This window comes from Lacrimispora sp. 38-1 (assembly GCF_049890855.1).
Taxonomy (GTDB): Bacteria; Bacillota; Clostridia; order Lachnospirales; family Lachnospiraceae; genus Lacrimispora.
In genome coordinates this window covers 209,537-227,594 of sequence record NZ_JBANEW010000095.1, presented here as the reverse complement: position 1 = coordinate 227,594, position 18,058 = coordinate 209,537, and the positions used below count along the sequence as shown (strand labels likewise).

The window sequence follows — 18,058 nt, the reverse complement described above, 5'->3', positions numbered from 1 at the left end:
TGTGTTTCATAATTGTTAAAATTCGAATAAATGAAAAAGCTGCCATGAATATTCATGACAGCTGCACATTTATTTCTCTAATGATTTCCATTTGAAGTTGGGAACCACATCGGACCATTTCTGTATTCCGATTATGGATTTGGCAAACTCAGTCGTTTCCAAAGTACTCTTTTTCTTATCTATATCGTGGAACACCTGCCAGATCTTGCGCCGTTTTGTTGCCACAATATCATCTCCCTTATTCATGTCACAGGCCCAAAGTCCAAAGGCAAGACCGCTTCTTACCTCCAGCGGAGCATCAACCTGACGGCTTAAGATGTAAGCGTCAATATAAGGATTGCTGTCAACCATGTAATAAGAATAAGCATAAGCTGCAGCCTGTATCTGGGAAACATCTTCTCCCGACTGGGTCTTTGCAGTAAATCCCTGTTCAGTCAGTATAATGTGCCTAACCTCGCCAGTGGGGGATTTCAAGCAGTCCTGAGCCATATAATCAGTCAAAGTGGTTAAATTCTTAAAATTAATAACTGGAGAACTAAAATCGTTCTTAATCAGTCCGGTTTTATCATCATCCCAGAATTCCGGTTCTGTCATGGGGCATGGATATGGATGATAGGATAATCCCCAGTCCATCTGTCCCTGTTCGTTGGCAATGGAATTAAACGAATCAACTATTTGCCTGCCGCCGTATTTCAGTTTATTATCAATCTCATTATTCCAGTTATAATCCAGTGAGTAATAAACTCTGTCATTGGCGCTGGTGCTTTTAATTGCAGTATAGAATACACGGAATGCATTCTGATAGGCCTGGACATAGCTGGTTAAATCCCTGGCCCCCACATAGTTCCACTGCTGATTATTAATTTCATTTCCTATAATCCAGTTGGATATCTTTCCATACTTGGGATTGGTTCCGTTATAACGCTCTGCAAGAAATGATGCGATAGCTCTTGTCTGTTCAAATCCCTCTGGGGTAGCAGAATTGAACATATAATAGAATGCCTTGGAACTCTTCTTGGTTCCCGGATAAATCAGATCAGGAGCCGAATCATTCCAGCCGTTCAAAATAATAGCAGTTACCGTCATGCCTTTTCCTGAAAGAGCACTGATTGTCTCATCATAACTCTTAATGGCATTGGTATCAAAATGATAAGTCTTGCCATCATATTGATAATCAATTCCCTGACCCAGAATCTGATGGAATGAAATATTCGTTGCAACATGCTTCACTCCCAGTTCAAATGCATCTCCCAGCATATTAAGCTGAATATTCAAGCCTTTTTTTGTAAGAGGATCACTAAATTTATTCTTGTTTGCAGCCACTGCCTCCGGATTGGTAATGTAATGAGGCTTGCTGACAGGTATGTATTTGCTGCCGTCCCAGACTGCCACAACAAATTTACTGTACAGCCTGTCCTGTAACGTATTACGGTTTAATGAAAAAGTGAATGCGGCAGAATCTCCCAAAGATGCTTTTGCTGCATAATCAGTTCTTCCTTCCAAACTGTTTTGATAGGGCTGAAGCTCCACCAGATAAAGTACACCGTCAGTTCCCTGAGCAGGTGCGTGATTAGAAACTTTTACTGTTACGCTGGTTAAATCCGAATTAACGAGACAGGACTGGATTACAGCCTGATCATCCGAAAATACTTCATCCGCTAACGAAACGAAAGCAGAGGCACAGCATAAAAATCCAGCCGCCAAAAGTCCGGTAAAGACTCTGCTTAATTTAATTTTTTTCATCTTCGCATTCCCTCCATGCAGTCATAATCAGATACCCTACAATGATACCTAATTTCCCTCATTTTTACAATAACGTTTTTATTACGTATTTGTAATAAAACCTTAAGGCAAAGAAATGCAGACTTTAATCCTGTATAATAAAAAAGCCGAAACCCTTATAAACAAAGGGCTCGGCTTTTAAATTTAATTATTCAACGATAGTAGCAACTCTACCTGAACCTACTGTACGTCCGCCTTCACGAATAGCGAAACGAAGACCCTGCTCCATAGCGATTGGGTGGATCAGTTCAACAGACATTTCTACGTTATCGCCAGGCATACACATCTCTGTGCCAGCTGGTAAATCGCAAACACCAGTTACGTCAGTTGTTCTGAAGTAGAACTGAGGTCTGTAGTTGTTGAAGAAAGGAGTATGACGTCCGCCTTCATCTTTTGTCAGAACGTAAACCTGAGCTGTAAATTTCTTATGGCATTTTACAGAACCTGGTTTAACAAGACACTGTCCTCTTTCGATTTCAGTTCTCTGAACACCACGAAGTAATGCGCCGATGTTATCACCAGCCTGAGCTTCGTCAAGTAACTTACGGAACATTTCGATACCGGTTACAACAACTTTACGTGTCTCTTCATGGATACCAATGATTTCAACTTCATCAGATACATGTAATGTACCACGCTCTACTCTACCTGTAGCAACAGTACCACGTCCTGTGATGGAGAAAACGTCCTCGATAGGCATTAAGAATGGCTTATCTGTTTCACGAACAGGATCAGGAATCCAGCTGTCTACTGCAGCCATTAATTCCAGAACCTTATCGCCCCAGACACCAGCCGGATCTTCAAGAGCCTTTAAAGCAGAACCCTGGATGATTGGTGTATCATCGCCTGGGAATTCATACTCGTTTAACAGCTCACGGATTTCCATGTCTACTAACTCAAGTAACTCAGCATCGTCAACCATATCGCACTTGTTCATGAATACAACGATGTAAGGAACGCCTACCTGACGGGAAAGCAGGATGTGCTCTCTTGTCTGAGCCATAACACCATCGGTAGCAGCTACAACTAAGATAGCGCCATCCATCTGAGCAGCACCAGTGATCATGTTCTTAACGTAGTCAGCATGTCCTGGGCAGTCAACGTGTGCATAGTGTCTTTTCTCTGTCTCATACTCAACGTGAGAAGTAGAGATAGTAATACCACGCTCTCTCTCTTCTGGAGCCTTATCGATGTTCTCGAAAGCTACTGCCTGTCCAGTACCTAATCTCTCATGAAGTGTCTTTGTGATAGCAGCTGTTAAAGTTGTTTTACCGTGGTCAACGTGACCGATGGTACCGATGTTACAATGGGTTTTGTTTCTTTCAAACTTAGCTTTAGCCATTTTATAACGTCCTCCTTAATTTATGCTCTTTTTGAGCTTAATTTTATGTTAGGCTGTTTTTTATTATATGCTATTTGTGCACTATTTTCAAGCCTATTTGAGGGATTCCGGGCGGACTTCACAGCCCGGAATCCAGTGGAACCTGTTAGGAATTATTTGCCCTTTTTCTCTGTAAGAACTTTTTCCTGGATATTCTTCGGTACCTGCTCGTATTTCTCAAAGAACATAGAGAAGTTACCGCGGCCCTGGGTTCTGGACCGTAAATCTGTGGAATAACCAAACATCTCGGAAAGCGGAACATATGCTTTGATCATCTTACCGCCGCCGATGTCTTCCATACCTTCGATACGGCCACGGCGGGAGTTGATATCACCGATAACGTCGCCCATATATTCTTCCGGCATAGTTACTTCCACTTTCATGATCGGTTCAAGAAGAATGGAACCACCCTTGTTCATCGCATCCTTAAATGCCATGGAACCGGCAATGTGGAAAGCCATTTCACTGGAATCGACTTCATGGTAGGAACCGTCGTATACAGTAGCTTTTACACCTACTACAGGGAATCCGCCAAGAATACCAGCCTTGGTTGCTTCCTCAATACCTTCCCCAACTGCAGGAATGTACTCTTTCGGAATAGCACCGCCGACAACAGCTGACTCGAACTTAAACAGTTCTTCGCCGTTGGCATCCATCGGCTCAAAGCGAACCTTACAGTGACCGTACTGACCACGTCCACCAGACTGTTTTGCATACTTGCTGTCAACATCAACTGGCTTTGTAAAGGTTTCTTTGTAAGCAACCTGAGGAGCACCTACGTTTGCTTCTACATTAAACTCACGAAGCAGACGGTCAACGATGATCTCAAGATGAAGCTCACCCATACCGGAAATGATAACCTGACCAGTTTCCTGATTGGTTTTTGCACGGAATGTAGGATCTTCTTCAGCAAGCTTTGCCAAAGCTTCGCCCATCTTGCCCTGACCAGCTTTGGTCTTTGGCTCGATCGCGATATCGATAACTGGCTCTGGGAATTCCATGGATTCAAGAATTACCGGATGCTGTTCATCACAGATGGTATCACCAGTTGTGGTAACTTTAAAACCAACAGCTGCTGCGATATCACCAGAATATACTTTGTCTAACTCACTTCTCTTGTTCGCATGCATCTGAAGGATACGTCCAACACGCTCTTTTTTGCCTTTTGTTGCATTCAGTACATAAGAACCGGAATTCATAATACCGGAATATACACGGAAGAACGCAAGCTTTCCAACGAACGGGTCAGTCATGATCTTAAATGCAAGTGCTGAGAACGGTTCTTCATCAGAAGAATGACGTTCAATTTCATTGCCATCCATATCAACACCCTTGATAGAAGGAATGTCTGTAGGAGCTGGCATAAATTCAAGAATTGCATCAAGGAGTTTCTGAACGCCTTTGTTTCTGTATGCGCTTCCGCAGCATACAGGAATGGCTTTGCACTCACAGGTTGCAGCTCTTAAACCTTTCTTTAATTCTTCAACAGAAGGCTCTTCACCCTCTAAGAACTGCATCATCAGATCATCATCTAATTCGCAGATCTTCTCTACTAACTCTCCACGGTAAAGCTCTGCATCGTCTTTCATATCCTCAGGGATATCAACAATAGAGATATCATCACCCTTGTCATCGTTGTAGATATATGCTTTCATCTCAAACAGATCGATAATTCCCTTGAATTCATCTTCTGCTCCGATTGGAAGCTGGATGCAGATAGCATTCTTACCAAGACGGGTCTTGATCTGCTCTACTGCACCAAAAAAGTTTGCACCCATGATATCCATCTTGTTGATGAATGCCATACGGGGTACGTTGTAGGTATCAGCCTGACGCCATACGTTCTCGGACTGTGGTTCAACACCGCCCTTTGCGCAGAATACGCCGACTGCACCATCGAGAACTCGAAGGGAGCGCTCTACTTCAACAGTAAAGTCAACGTGTCCTGGAGTATCAATAATATTGATACGATGCTCTAACGCACCTGGTTTTACCTTGGTGTTCTCATGCATGGTCCAGTGGCAGGTTGTAGCAGCTGAAGTAATTGTGATACCTCTTTCCTGTTCCTGCTCCATCCAGTCCATGGTTGCAGTACCTTCATGAGTATCACCGATTTTGTAGTTTACACCAGTATAATAGAGGATACGCTCGGTTAATGTAGTCTTACCTGCATCAATGTGGGCCATAATACCAATATTTCTGGTTCTTTCCAATGGATATTCTCTTCCAGCCAAAGCTTTTTCCTCCTATTAGAATCTGTAGTGAGCAAATGCCTTGTTTGCTTCAGCCATCTTGTGCATATCTTCTTTCTTCTTTACAGCTGCACCAGTGTTGTTAGCAGCATCAAGGAGCTCATTTGCCAGTCTCTCTTCCTGAGTTTTCTCTCCTCTTTTACGAGAGTAGAGAGTGATCCATCTCAGGGCCAATGCCTGTCTTCTCTCTGGTTTAACTTCGATCGGTACCTGATAAGTAGCTCCACCGATACGTTTTGCCTTTACCTCAAGTACAGGCATAATGTTGTTCATCGCTTCTTCGAAGACTTCAACGGCTGGTTTGCCGGCTTTTGCTTCGATACGGCCGAATGCACCGTATACGATCTTCTGAGCAACACCTCTTTTACCATCTAACATAATGTTGTTAATTAACTTGGTAACAACCTTGTTATTGTAAAGCGGGTCTGCTAATACGTCTCTTTTTTGAGTATGTCCTTTACGTGGCACGTTACTTCCCTCCTTAATATCGCCGTCTTTTCATACGAATAAACAGCTATTCATTAGATCCTCGGTACTCACAAACATTGAAGTTGCGTTCGCGCTCGGTTTCTATCTATATAATCCTGCAACCTACAGGTTCAATATCTAAAGTCCGGCACTAGAAATTCAAATGTGTGGTATTAATTATTTTTTCTCTTTAGGTCTCTTAGCACCGTATTTGGAACGAGCCTGTCTTCTGTTCGCTACTCCTGCAGTATCCAGTGTACCTCTAACGATATGATATCTGGTACCTGGTAAGTCTTTTACTCTACCGCCGCGAATTAAAACAACGCTATGCTCCTGAAGGTTGTGACCCTCACCTGGGATATAGCTTGTTACTTCGATTCCGTTTGAAAGACGAACTCTGGCGATCTTTCTGAGAGCAGAGTTAGGTTTCTTAGGGGTTGCAGTTTTAACTGCTGTACAAACGCCTCTCTTCTGAGGAGCAGAAATGTCAGTCGCCTTCTTCTGTAAAGAGTTGTAACCCTTCTGCAGAGCTGGTGCTGTGGATTTCTTAACGCCTGTCTGTCTTCCCTTTCTTACTAACTGATTAAATGTTGGCATTCCATTCACCTCCTGTGATATTGTCTGTGGTTGCTGTCATCTTCAGCTTAATTTACGCACAAAAACATGACGCGTTTATGCACGCCTAATCATTATATACATATTGTTTTTTTTTGTCAAGGATTTCTTTTTTAGATATATCTGCATAAAAATGGACCGCCGCAACAGGAATTTACGGCAGTCCGGATTTTTTTATTTTTATTCCTTCAATTCTTTCAGCTTTTCGTTAATCAGACCATCCATTTCTTCTGTATACTGATCAACTGACTGCTTACCTGCAAGAACCTCCACCAGCTTGTCGCGAAGATCTCCCTGAACAGCCCCGGTCAGAGCCTGATACCCCCACTCTGCTCCCGGACGTGATGAAGTCGCAGCCAGTTCTTTTGAAAATATATTAAAATATTCTTTGCCAAAGGCATAGTTTAAACTCTCATTTCCTTTTACCTGAGATAAGTAGCTGTTTTCTTCACAGTACTTCGCGTTATTCTCAGCCTTAGAGATCCATTCAATGAATTCTGCCGCTTCCTTTTCCACTCCTGTATTCTGGAAAGCAGCCAGATACTTTCCTCCTGGTACGGAAGAGCGTACTGCTTCTTTTGGAAGATAGGTCACTCCCCATTGGAAGTCAGTAATCTGATCTTTGTAATTGGCAATCATCCAGCTTCCGGAAAAATGCATTGCTACCTGACCGGTGCGGAATAAATTGTTCGGGTTTTCAGAGCCAAGCCATACAGAGGAAGGTACAATTCCTTCATCATGAAGATCTTTAAAAAATTGTATTGCATGTTTATTTTCTTCCGTATTGAAATCTGCAGCATTCAGTTCCTTATTTAAGAGACCGCCGCCTGCCTGGTAAAGAAGAGTTGAAAACCGCTGAGGCGATTTATCATATACAAGACCGTATTTGCAGCCTCCTTTTTCCATTACTGTCTTCATGGCTGCCTTCCACTCATCCCATGTCCAGATCTCATCCTCTGACTGGGGTACAGAAACACCTGCCTTTTCAAAAGCGGTTTTATTATAAATAAGTCCATTGGCGGTTACATCCATAGGCGCTGCCAGCACCTTGTCATCAAAAACAAATTTCAGGCCTTCCCCAAAGCTGTTTACAAACTCATCTTTATTTGAAACGTATTGCCCCAGATCAACCAGCTGGTTCTGAAACGGCCCTAAGTTAGTGAGTCTGGCAATAGCAGGAGCTTCCTTTCCATTGATCATGTTCTTAATCTTGCTCTCCAGATCAGAATAAGGAACCTCAATCAGCTCGATTTTAATGTCCGGATGCTCTTTCATGTACTCATCAGCAAGCTTCATGAAAGATTCTCCTTCCTTGTTGTCACTGAACCACACAACATCAAGCTTCTTCTCTTTGCTTTCTGCCTGTTTTCCCCCGCCGGAACAGCCTGTTAAAGTTCCAAGCGCCAATGCCCCCATAAGCAGCCAAGATATCATTTTTTTCATAAAACACCTCTCCTTTGTTATTTAGTACGTTCATTTTATCATTTACAGCAGAACAAAAACCTCATATTTCAGACATGAAATCATTCTTTTTTGCTTTCTTTTGACTGGGCGTACTTTTTCGGTGTAATTCCGGTCATTTTTTTAAATACAGAGATGAAATGACTGTCGCTGTTATAAGAAAGCTCAAGTGCAACATCGGTAACAGAGTGTCCTTCCTTTAAAAGAGCCTTTGCAGCAATAATCTTCTGATTTGCTATATACTGGGTCAGAGTAAATCCCGTTTCTTTCTTGAAATAATGGCTTAAATAATACCGGTTCATATAAAATCTGCGGGAAATCTCATTTAAATCCAGCCGTTCTTCTACATGAGATGCAATGTACTTCTTCAACTGCTCAATTCTCTCCCGGTAAAGGACCGGATCCTTAAATTCCTCTTCCAGCTTTTCTTCAAACTCCTGAGCAGGTTTATTTTTTTCTTTTTCCATAAAGAACTGGTACATCTCATTGACAGAAGCAATCAGCTCCAGTATGGACAGCTTAATTCTCACGGTTGATTCCGCCCTGTCCCTGTTTTCCGAATGAATGCTTTGTTCTATTTTCTCAAAAAGCTTTTCCACTTTCCGAAGATTTTCCCCTCCTAAATGGAGACGATGCAGAAATGGATCGGGGCGGTTCTCAAAGAACCGTGAAAATTCATAATGGAACACCTCTGCCATATGGCTTAACAGCTCCGGCTCAAACATGAGAACATATCTGTGATAAGTTTTTTCTGTTCCGCAGCTGGTGCGGTGATATTCCTTATTGTTAATAAGAAATAAGTCTCCCGATCTCACATGGTAAGTGCGGTTTCCAATTTCCATTAAAGCTCCATCAGTGAGAAACAGGATAATTTCATACTGGTTGTGAAAATGGAACCCCTGCATTGCCCAGTTTTCAGAGCCTCCATGGAAATAATACAATGAGTCAAATTCTTCAAAAAAAACCCGTTCTTTCATCTTCACAACCAGTCCCTTCTAATGCCAGTAAGTATTCATGGCCTCTTGCAGCACTAAAATCATAAGTGCCTGTCCATAGGTCATCGGGCAGCACGGTATTGTCTTGTAAAATTCTCCGTTCAGTCCGATTGGAGTCCCGTAGGAAACATTTTTAACAGTCCCGTCTTCTTCCATGTAATTCAAAAGATTATTCATTCCCCGTTCAATTAATTCCTGATAATCTTTTTTCTTTAATATTCCAAGGCGCACTCCCTTCATGATGCCATACAGGAATGCAGCACTGCAGGATATCTCTATATAGGAAGAATCATCGTTTATGATGGTATGCCATAAGCCGGTTTCCGGATCTGCATAACGTTTCAGTGCCTCTACCTGGTTTTCATATACATTTAAAAAATACCGTTTCAGGCCTTCAGCCACAGGAATGTCTTCCAGCAACTCCATGATCACAATCGTATACCAGCAGTTTCCTCTTCCCCATAGAACTTCACCGTAGTTATCATTTCTCTTGAAGTTAAAACCATGGTAAAACAGTCCCTCTTCTTTATTTAACAAATATTTGATATGAGAAAGGATCTGATAGTCTGCCTCATCATAATAATCGTTCCGTCCAAGGATTTTACCGGCTCTGGCCAGAAACAAAACTGCCATAAACAGCGTGTCAATCAGTATCTCGTTATCATTGGCACTTCCTGTGATCATATGCTGAAAGCAGCCATCTCCTGTCCGGATCAGTTTCTGGTCCTTCATAATCCAGTCAGACCAGTCCCTGATAAACTCCAGATATTCCGGTTTGCCGGTTTTTTCATACAGATAAGTGAGTGTGAGCATGGGAGATGTGGTATTCACATTATGCTCCAGTATCCCTTCCCTGATCCGATTGTCATACCAGTCAGTTATAAAATCCAGAATCTCCTTTTTCTGACTGACTTCATAATATTTATAAAGTCCGAATATACCCACTCCCTGGGGCCATTCCCAGCAGTTAAAATCAATCAGGCTGATTGGATATATTTCCTTCATTCCATTATTTCTTAAAACCATCATCTTTTCTGATACCAGGTTTAATTTTTCTTCCAATGTCTTTAAATCTATCACGTCGTCCTGTTCCTCCATCTGATTGTGCCTTCTACTGTTTCCGGGTAATGGTAAACAGTTTCCCCGTTGACCTTTAATATGTTTTCTGTCTCAAGAAGATACTCTGTCCCTTTTTCATCCGTAACAAGAGTACTGTTTCCGTTCATGGTGATGCCAAGATTCTTAAAAGCCAGTAAGACATCGTCCAGACTTTGGTTTTCTCCCAGGCATCCTACCCGTACCACCCAGACATTGTCTCTGCCCTGGCTGATGAATTCCCGGAACTGGTTCGGTCCGTGTTCCTGTATGGCGAGTCCCTGAAGGGCCTTTACGGCAATATAGGCTCCATCCTTTTCCAGTACCACTACCCCCTCCTCGCCCTTATAACGGGAAAATGCACTGATGGGAATGTAAGCATGAGTATAACCGATCCGCTCTTCTTCCTCAATATGATATCTTAAAACTGCAGTATTTTCGAATTGTGCGCCCAGCGGAAGCACTCCGTTACCCGCCCAGAAATTAGGTCTTCCGCTTCCATATGGAAATGATTCCCCCGGGTGATTGATAAACAGCTGCGCTGTCTCATCTAACGCTGCCTGTAAAATATGCTCCTGATATCCTTTCTGAAAAGGTTTAAAACCCACAGCTGTTGACAGAAGGGCACGGCTGTTTTTATAAAGATAGAGATTGACATGATTTTCAAATCCCTGGGTGTTCTGAAAAATCATCTCTTCATCTTCCTTTATAACAGCATACTTTTTATACTCCTCTGGGGGCTGATAATTTCCAAGTACAAGAGGAATGTATCCAATACACGCTCTGTTTAAGTAGCCCTCATTGTAGGCAACATAAAGCAGAGAGGTAGTTCCCGCATTATAGTTTCCCTTCATTTCCTTTTCATAGCTGCGGCCAAAGCTCGTCATCACAGCTCCCTTATGGGCATTGACTGCCAGGGAATAAAAAATCATATCCAGAGCCTTTTCTGCCTTTTTATGCAGAGAATTTTCTTCATCAGTCAGATTGTAAAGGGTACCGATTCCAAGTACATCCACAGGAATATAAGCATTGGAATTCCATTCTGTAATGAATTCCCGGAAAAAGTCGTCAAACCACTGATGAAGCAGCTCTTCTCCCCTTGCCTTTACCTCTGCCCCCGTTCTGCCGCTGTTAATAAAAGTGCGTTCAGGCAGGTAGGATCCGGTTAAATACTGACAGCAATGGAACAGGAGAGCATGATTTTCACTGAAAAACCACATCACATCGTCACCCGGCTCATCAATCCAGTATCTGTAATTTACCATGGCTTCTTCCAAAGCTTCCTTTAGCGCATCAGAAATACGGCTGTTAAAAACCCGGTAAATATAAATCATGATGATAAAATGAAAATCTGAACAGTCCTTTCTGTTTCTGACTCCCTCCAGTTCCTCCAGCAAAATGGTTTCTGCCCGCTGGTATTCCCGGTTCATAAAAAGCAAAGCTGCCGCCTTATAGGTATTGTCCGGTGCAAAGCGGATCACTGCGTCTAATGCCAGTTTTTTGCGTACGTTGCCATCTTCATTTCCGCTTAAAAGAAATTCTTCTCTCACCAGCTGATTTCCTATTTTTCTCTTTATGCAGATTCCCTGACAGGTAACTACAGCAGTAAAATAATAGTATCCCGGTGAAATGTCATCTGAATGGAACAATTCCAGCCCCTTTTGTTCAGGCTTCATAGTGTATTTTCTGGTTTCTATAAGCTTCCACGAATGTTCCATTTTTTCAATAAATTCACCCGGTGTTACAACGATCTCCAGGTCAAGGGAAGTATCAAACGGATTATTAAGATTCATTTTCAGAAGTTCGCTGATATAAGCTTCTTTATCAAAGCTCATTGCGTTTAACATCTGCTCTGTTTTTGTTAAAATGCCCTCATTTACCTCTTCTTTAACAGGGATGAGAATTTTTAAATCTGCTCCTCCCAGCCGTTTCATTCGAAAATAGTAATCCGTATCACGCTCCGCCAGGTCATCAAGACACACCACAAGTGAGTTTTCCCCTTTTAGAAGAGGAATGGAAACCACCGTTTTCTTTACCATATTTCTGGTAAATGGTGTGAAATCGCAGATGAGCTGCTCATTAACCCAGACCGTTAATCCCCCGCATGTCTCCAGTTCAAAATCTATGGTTTCTTTCCTATCACACCAGAGCATGGTAAAGCCATACATCCTTAAATAAGTCGGGCGGTAATAAAAACCTGATGCATCCACTCCCGGATTCCCAAATGGAAAGTATTGTTTCAGTTTATCTCCATTTTTCATTTCTGCAAAATCAGGATATTCGGGAACTTCACGTCTCCGTTCCTCAACAAATTCCCTGCGACACGGATTTTCATGAATGGCGAATCCTTTCTTCAGCCATTCGTTCACCCTGCCGTTTAAGGTAGATCTGGTAAATTCCCGGATCTGGGTATGAACCTCGCTTATGAGGAAGCGATTGACAAATCCTTCCGCAAACAGCGGATATTCCAAGTATTTCATGCTTTCTTTCCTCCCATTTACTCTTTGACTCCGCCGGATGTCATACCGCCAATGATGTGGCTTTGCAGAGTTACAAACACAATAATTACCGGAATCATTGATATAACTGACATGGCTAAAAGGCTGTTCCAGTCAACCGAGTATTCACCGGAATAATTTGCAAGCGCAAGCTGTATGGTGTAGCGCTCCTTACTGTTGATGACCAGCTTTGGCCAGAGGTAGTCGTTCCATCTCCACATAAAGGAAAAAATGCAGAGCACAGAAATTACCGGCTTGGCCAGAGGCAGCATAATCCGCGTTAAAATGCTGGTTTCCGAAGCTCCGTCAATTCTTGCTGCTTCCATATAGGCATCAGGAATCCCCACGTAATACTGTCTTACCAGGAATACGGCAGTCGGCGACGCTACGGCTGGAATAATCAGTCCCCATAAGCTGTTGTAAAGACCGGTTGCCACAATTACCTTGAATATGGGAATCATAATGACCTCCAGCGGAATCATCAGGGTTGCCAGTACGATGCCAAATAAAATTTTATCTCCCTTAAACCGGTATTTTGCAAAAGCATATCCCGACATCACATTCACCACAATGGTAAGAAAGGTGGCAGCAACACTGGTAAATACTGTATTGAGAAAATAGATGCCGAAACGCCCCTCCTCCAATGCCTTCTGGTAATTGGAAAAGGATGGATTCTTTCCAATGAGGCTTGGCGGCCAGGAAAACAGTTCCCCTGTACTTTTAAAAGAAGAGCCGATCACCCAAAGAATTGGCATCAGGAATAAAAAGGATAAAATAAGCAGAATTACCCATGTTACTCCGCTTAAGAAATATTTTCTGCTCTTAGTCTGCATCCTGCTCACCTCCCCTGTTTACTTTAAACTGTACCACTGTAAACATTGCCAGCAGCACGAACAGGATCATCGTCATCGCACTGGCATACCCCATCTGGTTTTTCTCAAATCCAGTTTCCTGAATCGTCTGCACCATAAATTTGGTAGCACCTGCAGGTCCGCCCTGGGTGAGAGCATATACCAAAGGATATGTTTTTATAATGGTAACTGTGGATAAAACCAGAACCAGAAGACTGGTCGGTTTTAAAAGCGGCAGTGTAATATAGCGGAACTGGTGAAAAAACCCCGCCCCGTCAATTTTTGCTGCCTCATAATAAGTCTCGGAAATTGCCTTAATACCGGATATAAACATGACCATATAATAACCGGACATGCTCCATGCAGTCACAAAAATTACCACTGCCATGGAATAATTCTGATCCGTAAGCCATTTAACCGGAGATCGTCCCATAACAGTAAGAAGATAATTGATTACCCCGAATTCTTCTCCCAGAAGGAACCTCCAGGTCAGTCCAACGATAATGCTGGAAATCATCGTTGGCCAGTAAAATACAGCCCGAAAGAAATCATTTCCTTTTCTGGCACCTGACAGCAGCAGCGCCAGTCCCATAGCTGATACATACACCAGAGGAACTGATACCCCGGTGAAGAAAATGGTACGGAGAAAAGAATCCCAGAATCCCCGGTCTGAAAACAGCTTGATATAATTCCTGATCCCCACAAATATCTGGGGATTAACTCCATCCCACTTTGTCAATGATATCCACAACCCATTTAATGCCGGAAAGAACAAAAACAGGCCGAATATAAATAAAGTAGGAGCAAGCATCAGATAAGGAAATGCCTTCCGCTCAAACTTCCTCATTGTTTTTACCTCCTTTTTTTATGATTATAGCATTAAAAAAAAGTAAAAAATCAAGTTTAATTATGCAAATATTATAGATTATTGTCTTTTCCATAAAAGAAAAAATGCCCTGACAGACATAGCCTGTCAGGGCATCTTCATTCTTATTCTTCTATTTCACCTTCGCTGATGGCTAAAATCTCCTCTGCATCATCGAAACTGTCATCCGATAACAGAATCTCATCATCTTCAGTTAAAAGGATCTCATCATCTTCCTCAAAAGCAGCATCTGTGCTTAAGTTAATGGTACGGTAGCGTTTCATACCTGTACCGGCAGGAATCGGTTTACCGATGATAACGTTCTCTTTTAATCCGATTAAATGATCCACTTTACCGTTAATTGCAGCTTCCGTAAGAACCTTTGTAGTCTCCTGGAAGGAAGCAGCTGACAGGAATGAATCGGTAGCCAGAGATGCTTTGGTGATACCAAGCATTACCTGCTTTCCGTCTGCCGGCTCTTTGCCCTCTGCAAGAAGCGCTTCATTTAAATCATTATAGTCAAGAACGTCCATAGAAGTTCCCGGAAGAACATCACTGTCCCCGCTCTCTTCTATTTTGATCTTCTTAAGCATCTGTCTTACGATCATCTCAACATGCTTATCATTAATCTCAACACCCTGCAGACGGTATACACGCTGTACTTCCTGGATCATATAATCCTGTACGGCACGAACACCCTTAATCTTTAAGATGTCATGAGGATTTACACTACCTTCTGTCAGTTCATCACCGGCCTCCAGTACCTGACCATCCTGAACCTTGATTCTGGAACCATAAGGGATCAGATAGGTCTTAGAATTACCTGTCTCATTCTCAGTAATGATAATTTCACGTTTCTTTTTCGTATCTTTTATGGCAACAACACCGCTGAATTCTGCAATGATTGCAAGACCCTTTGGCTTACGTGCCTCGAAAAGCTCCTCGACACGGGGAAGACCCTGTGTAATATCGCCTCCGGCAACACCGCCGGTATGGAACGTACGCATGGTCAGCTGTGTACCAGGCTCTCCGATGGACTGAGCTGCAATAATTCCGACAGCCTCACCTACCTGAACCGGCTGTCCGGTTGCCATGTTGGCTCCGTAACATTTTGCGCAGACACCCATATGGGATTTGCAGGTAAGGACGTTGCGGATCTTAATGGAATCACGGCCCAGCTTATTGAGTACTTTCATAACGGCAGCTGCACGTTTTGGAGTACACATATGATTTGCTTTTACTATCACTTCGCCTGTATCCGGATCAGTAATGGTTTCTGCAATAAATCTTCCTGTGATACGCTCTTCCAGACTCTCAATCGTCTCCTGACCATCGGTAAATGCCTTAATCTCCATAAACGGAATATCCTTACCCTCACAGCAGTCGATTTCCCGGATAATCATATCCTGGGATACGTCTACCAGACGTCTGGTCAGATAACCGGAGTCGGCAGTTCGAAGCGCTGTATCGGAAAGTCCCTTACGGGCACCGTGAGCAGAGATAAAGTACTCCAATACGTCAAGACCTTCACGGAAGTTGGACTTGATGGGGAGCTCGATGGTGTGACCAGTTGTATCTGCCATAAGTCCACGCATACCTGCCAGCTGTTTGATCTGTTTATCAGAACCACGGGCTCCGGAATCGGCCATCATGTAGATGTTGTTATACTTATCAAGACCTGTCAGCAGGTCATGAGTCAGCTGATCATCAGTGGATTTCCATGTGTCAATTACTTCTTTATAACGCTCTTCCTCTGTGATAAGACCACGGCGGAAGTTCTTTGCAATCTGGTCAACCGTTGCCTGCGCATCTGCGATCAGCTTCGGCTTGCTCTCCGGCACGGTCATGTCGGAAATGGATACAGTCATGGCTGCCTTCGTTGAATACCTATAGCCAATTGCCTTAATGTCATCCAGAGTTTCAGCGGTCTGTACAGCTCCGTGAACGTTGATAACTTTTTCAAGGATCTGCTTACACTGCTTCTTGCCTACATGGAAATCGACCTCCATTAAAAGCTCGTTGCCTGGAATGGATCGATCTACGAAGCCAAGATCCTGAGGAACGATCTCGTTGAAAATGAAGCGTCCCACTGTGGATTCTACAACTCCGCTCAGCACGGTGCCATCGGGCATTTTCTTGCTGACTCTTGCCTTGATTCTGGAATGAAGGGTAACTGCCTGATTTTCATAAGCAAGAATTGCTTCGTTTATGCTCTTGAAAACCATTCCTTCTCCCTTGGCACCAGGCCGTTCCTGTGTCAGGTAGTAGATACCAAGGACCATATCCTGAGATGGTACCGCAACAGGGCCACCATCGGAAGGCTTCAATAAGTTATTCGGAGAGAGCAGAAGGAAACGGCACTCTGCCTGGGCTTCAACGGAAAGAGGCAGATGAACCGCCATCTGGTCCCCATCAAAGTCAGCATTAAATGCGGTACAAACAAGAGGATGAAGCTTAATTGCCTTACCTTCTACCAGAATCGGTTCAAACGCCTGGATACCCAGTCTGTGGAGGGTAGGCGCACGGTTTAACATAACCGGATGCTCTTTGATTACATCCTCCAGAACATCCCATACCTCTGTCTGAAGACGTTCCACCATCTTCTTTGCATTCTTAATATTGTGTGCAGTACCATTGGAAACAAGTTCTTTCATAACGAAAGGCTTGAATAACTCTATCGCCATCTCTTTTGGAAGACCGCACTGGTAGATCTTAAGTTCCGGTCCTACTACGATAACGGAACGGCCAGAGTAGTCAACACGCTTACCCAAAAGGTTCTGACGGAAACGTCCCTGTTTACCCTTTAACATATCGGATAAAGACTTTAGGGCACGGTTTCCTGGTCCGGTTACCGGTCTTCCGCGTCTGCCGTTGTCGATCAATGCATCAACTGCTTCCTGAAGCATACGCTTTTCATTCCGGACAATGATGTCCGGTGCGCCAAGCTCTAAAAGACGGGCCAGACGGTTATTACGGTTAATAATTCTTCTGTATAAATCATTTAAGTCGGAAGTGGCGAAACGGCCGCCGTCCAGCTGTACCATAGGACGGATATCCGGAGGAATAACAGGAACAACTGTCATGATCATCCACTCCGGTAAGTTACCGGAGTTGCGGAATGCTTCCACAACTTCCAGTCTCTTGATAATTCTGGCACGCTTCTGTCCGGTTGAGTCCTTTAAGCCCTTCTTTAAATCCGCAGAATCTTTTTCAAGATCTATGGAGTGAAGGAGTTCTAAAATAGCTTCAGCACCCATTCCCACGCGGAAAGAACCATAACCGTACTTATCCACTTCTTCCCGGTATTCTTTCTCTGATAAAACCTGCTTATACTGAAGGCCTGTATTTCCCGCATCCAGAACAACGTAAGAGGCAAAATACAGTACCTTCTCCAGTGTTCTCGGGGAAATATCAAGGATCAGACCCATACGGCTTGGTATTCCTTTAAAATACCAGATATGGGAAACAGGGGCAGCGAGCTGGATATGACCCATACGCTCTCTTCTGACGCTGGCTTTTGTTACTTCAACCCCGCATCGGTCACAGATAACGCCTTTATACCGGATCTTTTTATATTTGCCGCAATGACATTCCCAGTCCTTGCTTGGTCCGAAAATCCGTTCACAGAACAAACCGTCTTTTTCCGGTTTTAATGTTCTGTAGTTAATCGTCTCAGGCTTTTTTACCTCACCGTGGGACCAATCCAGAATTTTCTCCGGAGATGCCAGACCGATCTTTATGGCATCAAATGTCATCGGGTGGTAAGTTTCATTATTTTCAGGCATGAGCGGTTCT

At 43.2% G+C, this 18,058-nt stretch carries 12 protein-coding genes; all 12 read right to left on the bottom strand.

Features of this window, described 5'->3' with window-relative positions:
* Positions 1-69: 69 nt before the first annotated feature.
* The gene (locus V7D18_RS24775) at positions 70-1,743 is read right to left on the bottom strand and encodes a DUF5722 domain-containing protein (RefSeq protein ID WP_426158430.1); all 1,674 of its coding nucleotides are present in this window, start codon (positions 1,741-1,743) and stop codon (positions 70-72) included.
* 187 nt (positions 1,744-1,930) lie between these two features.
* Positions 1,931-3,124, bottom strand: a complete 1,194-nt coding sequence (tuf, locus tag V7D18_RS24770) for an elongation factor Tu (RefSeq protein ID WP_426158428.1) — start codon at positions 3,122-3,124, stop codon at positions 1,931-1,933.
* Between the two features lie 152 nt (positions 3,125-3,276).
* A complete protein-coding gene (gene fusA / locus V7D18_RS24765; protein ID WP_426158426.1) occupies positions 3,277-5,397 on the bottom strand; it encodes an elongation factor G in 2,121 nt (706 codons plus the stop codon).
* A 15-nt stretch (positions 5,398-5,412) separates the two neighbouring features.
* Positions 5,413-5,883: a 30S ribosomal protein S7 gene (gene rpsG, locus V7D18_RS24760; protein WP_097002557.1), complete on the bottom strand. Its 471-nt coding sequence runs from the start codon at positions 5,881-5,883 to the stop codon at positions 5,413-5,415.
* A gap of 177 nt (positions 5,884-6,060) precedes the next feature.
* Positions 6,061-6,480 carry a 30S ribosomal protein S12 gene (gene rpsL / locus V7D18_RS24755; RefSeq protein ID WP_104439475.1) on the bottom strand — a complete coding sequence of 140 codons (420 nt, stop codon included), beginning with the start codon at positions 6,478-6,480 and terminating at the stop codon, positions 6,061-6,063.
* Between the two features lie 198 nt (positions 6,481-6,678).
* Positions 6,679-7,941 (bottom strand): ABC transporter substrate-binding protein, encoded by a 1,263-nt coding sequence (locus tag V7D18_RS24750; RefSeq protein ID WP_426158423.1) that lies wholly within the window; start codon positions 7,939-7,941, stop codon positions 6,679-6,681.
* 80 nt (positions 7,942-8,021) lie between these two features.
* Positions 8,022-8,936 carry an AraC family transcriptional regulator gene (locus V7D18_RS24745; RefSeq protein WP_426158535.1) on the bottom strand — a complete coding sequence of 305 codons (915 nt, stop codon included), beginning with the start codon at positions 8,934-8,936 and terminating at the stop codon, positions 8,022-8,024.
* Between the two features lie 18 nt (positions 8,937-8,954).
* Positions 8,955-10,052, bottom strand: a complete 1,098-nt coding sequence (locus V7D18_RS24740; protein ID WP_426158421.1) for a glycoside hydrolase family 88/105 protein — start codon at positions 10,050-10,052, stop codon at positions 8,955-8,957.
* Positions 10,031-12,529: a hypothetical protein gene (locus V7D18_RS24735; RefSeq protein ID WP_426158419.1), complete on the bottom strand. Its 2,499-nt coding sequence runs from the start codon at positions 12,527-12,529 to the stop codon at positions 10,031-10,033. The genes V7D18_RS24740 and V7D18_RS24735 overlap by 22 nt, the downstream gene beginning before the upstream one ends.
* A gap of 17 nt (positions 12,530-12,546) precedes the next feature.
* Positions 12,547-13,380, bottom strand: a complete 834-nt coding sequence (locus V7D18_RS24730; protein ID WP_426158417.1) for a carbohydrate ABC transporter permease — start codon at positions 13,378-13,380, stop codon at positions 12,547-12,549.
* On the bottom strand, positions 13,370-14,245 hold the full coding sequence (locus V7D18_RS24725; protein WP_426158415.1) for a carbohydrate ABC transporter permease: 876 nt from the start codon (positions 14,243-14,245) through the stop codon (positions 13,370-13,372). The genes V7D18_RS24730 and V7D18_RS24725 overlap by 11 nt, the downstream gene beginning before the upstream one ends.
* A 143-nt stretch (positions 14,246-14,388) precedes the next feature.
* Positions 14,389-18,048 (bottom strand): DNA-directed RNA polymerase subunit beta', encoded by a 3,660-nt coding sequence (gene rpoC / locus V7D18_RS24720; RefSeq protein WP_426158413.1) that lies wholly within the window; start codon positions 18,046-18,048, stop codon positions 14,389-14,391.
* Positions 18,049-18,058 lie beyond the last annotated feature (10 nt).